We start from the raw sequence: 3,229 nt of genomic DNA, 5'->3' as shown, positions 1-3,229 counted from the left end.
TTGAGGCGGTCGAACAGCGCGCCGTAGGTCTCCAGCTCCCAAACCCGGTCGGGTGCCTCCTTGGCGTGCAGCTCCGCCATCCGCCAGTTGTTGAGGAACTTCCCACCGCGCATGGTGTCGCCGAAGTGGGTCTTCCAGTTGTCCTTCGGGTTGGTGTTTCCCATCGCGGCCGCGCAGCCGCCCTCGGCCATGACCGTGTGGGCCTTACCGAACAGCGACTTGGTCACCACGGCGACCTTGAGACCGCGTTCGCGCGCTTCGATGACCGCGCGCAAACCTGCGCCGCCGGCACCGATCACGACAACGTCGTAGGAGTGCCGCTCGACCTCAGCCATGGAACCTCACTAAACTTTCTCTGCTATCCGTGAAACGGTCTGTCAGCCAACAAATCTCAGGTCCGGGATGGCACCGCCGGCTACCAGTGCGATGTAGAAGTCGGTGAGCATCAGCGTGCCCAAGGTGATCCAGGCGTACAACTTGTGACGAGTGTTGAGGTGACTGACCTGGGTCCAGATCCAGTACCGCACAGGGTGTTTGGAAAAGTGCTTGAGCCGCCCACCGGTGACGTGCCGGCATGAATGGCAGGACAGCGTGTAGACCCACAGCATGATGACGTTGCCGACGAGGACCAGATTGCCCAGGCCGAAGCCGAATCCGCCCGGTCCGCTGTCGGAGTGGAACGCGACGATCGCGTCGTAGCTGTTGATCACCGAGATGATGCCGGCGGCGTAGAAGAAATACCGGTGGGTGTTCTGCACGATCAACGGGAATTTGGTCTCGCCAGAGTAGTGGACACGCGGCTCGGCCACCGCGCAGGCGGAGGGCGACTGCCAGACCGTGCGGTAGTAGGCGCCGCGGTAGTAGTAGCAGGTCAGTCGGAACAGCAGCAGGAATGGCAGCGTCAGCGCCGCGTACGGCAGCCACCACACGTCCGGCAGAACCTGCGGCCAGAAGTCGCTGGACTCTTTGATGCAGCCCTGGCTGACGCACGGTGAGTAGAACGGCGTCAGATAGTGGTACTTCGCGACGAAATAGTAATTCTGCTGGAACGCGCGGAAGGTCGCGTAGATAAGAAATGCGGCGAATCCCAAGTCAATTCGCAGCGGCGACATCCACCACCGGTCGGTGCGTAGCGTTCGTGCTTGGATGTGTGCGCGCGTAGGTGAAAAGACACCGGACGCAGGACGGTTCGCCGTTGGTGCGCTCATCAAATGTTCCTCTTCGAACGGGCTGTTCGTCGAAGACTACACAGAGGAGGCCCCCGGATTCTCGGCGGGCTGACTTGTCAGGACCTGTTGTGGCCCCCGACACCCTCCTCGTCGACGTCGCGCCAAAAGTCGCGGTCGTAATCGGTGTCGGGAATGGCAATCTTTTCACCGGATTGCCGCACGGTAACGCGCGTTAAATCTAATTCCGAAACATCGGTGTCAAGTAATTCGACATCGCCGAGGATCCGGTCAGCGTCAATCACGATGCGGCGCATTGCCGGACTGTCGCCGTAGCGCGCCCTCAGCGAGCTCACGCACCGCCGCAGGCCGCCGATGAGCTCGTGCAGTTCGGCCAGTTCAGTAGTGCTGGACAACGGATCTCCCTGGACTGAAGGTGTCATGGATCACATTACGACACCAATACTATCCAGCGCAGAGCCGCGGCGTGAGACAGATCACCCGCGGCCCCTACTCCGCGGGAATCGGCTCCAGCAGCCGGCGTGGTCGACGAAGCGCCTTGCTGACCGGATCGTCGCGCATCGCGCGCTCACGTGGTCGGCGTGGCGGGTGCAGGACGAGGTCGGCGACGTCGGGGAGTTGCCCGCACGACCCGCATATCCGGTCCGGTCCGATCGCGCCGCCACAATCGGCGTGCCGATAGCTCCGGCGCTGTGGCTGTTCGACGTAGTTCTCGTTGCCCCAGCCGGCCAAGGACCAGATGATTGGCCAGAGCCGCCGGCCCTTCGGGGTCAACACGTACTCGTCGCGGCCCCGGCCACCCGCCGCCTTGGCCAAGACTCCCTCATCGATGAGCAGTGAAAGCCGTTCGGACAGAACGGCCTTGGGAATGCCGAGGTGAGCGCGAAAGTCGCTGAATCGACGGACTCCGTAGAAGGCGTCGCGCACGACCAGCAGCGTCCATCGCTCACCGACGATCTCCAGCGATCGCGCGATGGGGCAACTCTCGGCGGCGTATTCGCGGGGCAGGGCCACGATTGAATCCTACGCTTGCAGGTTCGTTGAATGAACCATAGACTCGGCTTGAAGAGTTCAGTCAATGAACCATAGAGAGGTGCAGCGGATGGGCTTCCACCGTGAGCAGCACGGCATGACCCGCATCGACATCGAGACCGGGATTCCCTTCGAGGAATTCGTCGCCGCCCTCGAGAAGGCGGCACCGCCGGTCGACCGGACGGCGGTGGAACGCATCACCGAGGCCGGCGGCGACTGGGACGACGTGCGCGCCGCCGCGGCCGAGAACGCGCCGAACGACCTGATGGTGTACGCCAAGATCGGAACCAGCGTCTTCTTCGGCGTTGCGGGACACCACACCCCGGCGATCGAGTACCTGATCGGCAACCACGTCATCGCCGAGACGATGTTTCGACACGACCCGAAGGCGCTGTTGTACGCCCCGCTGCGCATGCTGGTCTATGGCGACGACAACGGCAACGCGGTGTTCACGATGGACCAGCCCGGTCCGGCCTTCGGCAGTCTCGGCATCGCCGAGGTGGCCGCCGTCGGTAAAGATCTGGACCGCAAAGTCGTGAACCTGCTCCGTGTCGTGGGCGTGGACGCCGAGCAGGCCTTCAGCTAGCCGACGAATCCGGTGGAGCCGTTGAGCCCCACCGGATCCGAGTGTGATTACTTGCTGATCTCGATGCGCTGCGCCTGAGTCCCGGCGTAGGCGCCGGCAACCCGCACAGTCAGCACGCCGGCGTCGTAGGACGCCGAGACGGCCTCACCGGTGAGGTGTGCGGGCAGCTGGAACGACCGGCGGAACGATCCGTAGCGGACCTCGCGGAGCGTGCGCCCGTCCTTGTCCTCGGCGTGCTCGTCGCGACGCTCACCGTGGATGACCAAGCGGCCGTGCTCGACCTCGACATTGACGTCTTTGTCGACGTCCACGCCCGGCAACTCGAGCCGTACCACCGCGTCCTCGCCATCCTTGATGATTTCGGCGGCAGGACTGAATCCACCGGCTACTGGCTTGGCCCAGTCGGTCGCCGCCGGCCCAAAGA

The 3,229-nt window shown here is 63.6% G+C and carries 6 protein-coding genes; 1 reads left to right on the top strand and 5 read right to left on the bottom strand.

Annotation, left to right across the window (positions count from 1 at the left end):
- The 4 genes from VN856_RS15745 to VN856_RS15730 form a co-directional block, all read right to left on the bottom strand.
- The coding region (locus tag VN856_RS15745) for an FAD-dependent oxidoreductase (protein ID WP_325690617.1) at positions 1-335 on the bottom strand (335 nt) is incomplete at its 3' end.
- A 42-nt stretch (positions 336-377) separates the two neighbouring features.
- Complete coding sequence (locus VN856_RS15740) at positions 378-1,208, bottom strand: hypothetical protein (protein WP_325690615.1); 831 nt, start codon at positions 1,206-1,208, stop codon at positions 378-380.
- A 77-nt stretch (positions 1,209-1,285) separates the two neighbouring features.
- The gene (locus VN856_RS15735) at positions 1,286-1,582 is read right to left on the bottom strand and encodes a hypothetical protein (protein ID WP_325690619.1); all 297 of its coding nucleotides are present in this window, start codon (positions 1,580-1,582) and stop codon (positions 1,286-1,288) included.
- A gap of 94 nt (positions 1,583-1,676) precedes the next feature.
- Entirely contained in the window at positions 1,677-2,201 is a 525-nt protein-coding gene (locus VN856_RS15730; RefSeq protein WP_325690613.1) for a helix-turn-helix domain-containing protein, read from the bottom strand.
- Between the two features lie 64 nt (positions 2,202-2,265).
- Between VN856_RS15730 and VN856_RS15725 the strand changes: the two genes are divergently transcribed.
- Positions 2,266-2,805 carry a DUF302 domain-containing protein gene (locus VN856_RS15725; RefSeq protein ID WP_325690611.1) on the top strand — a complete coding sequence of 180 codons (540 nt, stop codon included), beginning with the start codon at positions 2,266-2,268 and terminating at the stop codon, positions 2,803-2,805.
- A gap of 47 nt (positions 2,806-2,852) precedes the next feature.
- Here VN856_RS15725 and VN856_RS15720 read toward each other — a convergent pair.
- Positions 2,853-3,229, bottom strand: a 377-nt coding sequence (locus VN856_RS15720) for an Hsp20/alpha crystallin family protein (RefSeq protein WP_325690609.1), incomplete at its 5' end; no start/stop codon positions are given.

The sequence above is a fragment of the Mycobacterium sp. genome, assembly GCF_035603715.1.
Lineage (GTDB): Bacteria > Actinomycetota > Actinomycetes > Mycobacteriales > Mycobacteriaceae > Mycobacterium.
This window is presented reverse-complemented; position numbering and strand designations above follow the sequence as displayed.

Coding starts and splice junctions, on each gene's coding strand:
- VN856_RS15740 (WP_325690615.1), bottom strand. CDS start 1,208: ATGAGCGCACCAACGGCGAACCGTCCTGCGTCCGGTGTCTTTTCACCT.
- VN856_RS15725 (WP_325690611.1), top strand. CDS start 2,266: ATGAACCATAGAGAGGTGCAGCGGATGGGCTTCCACCGTGAGCAGCAC.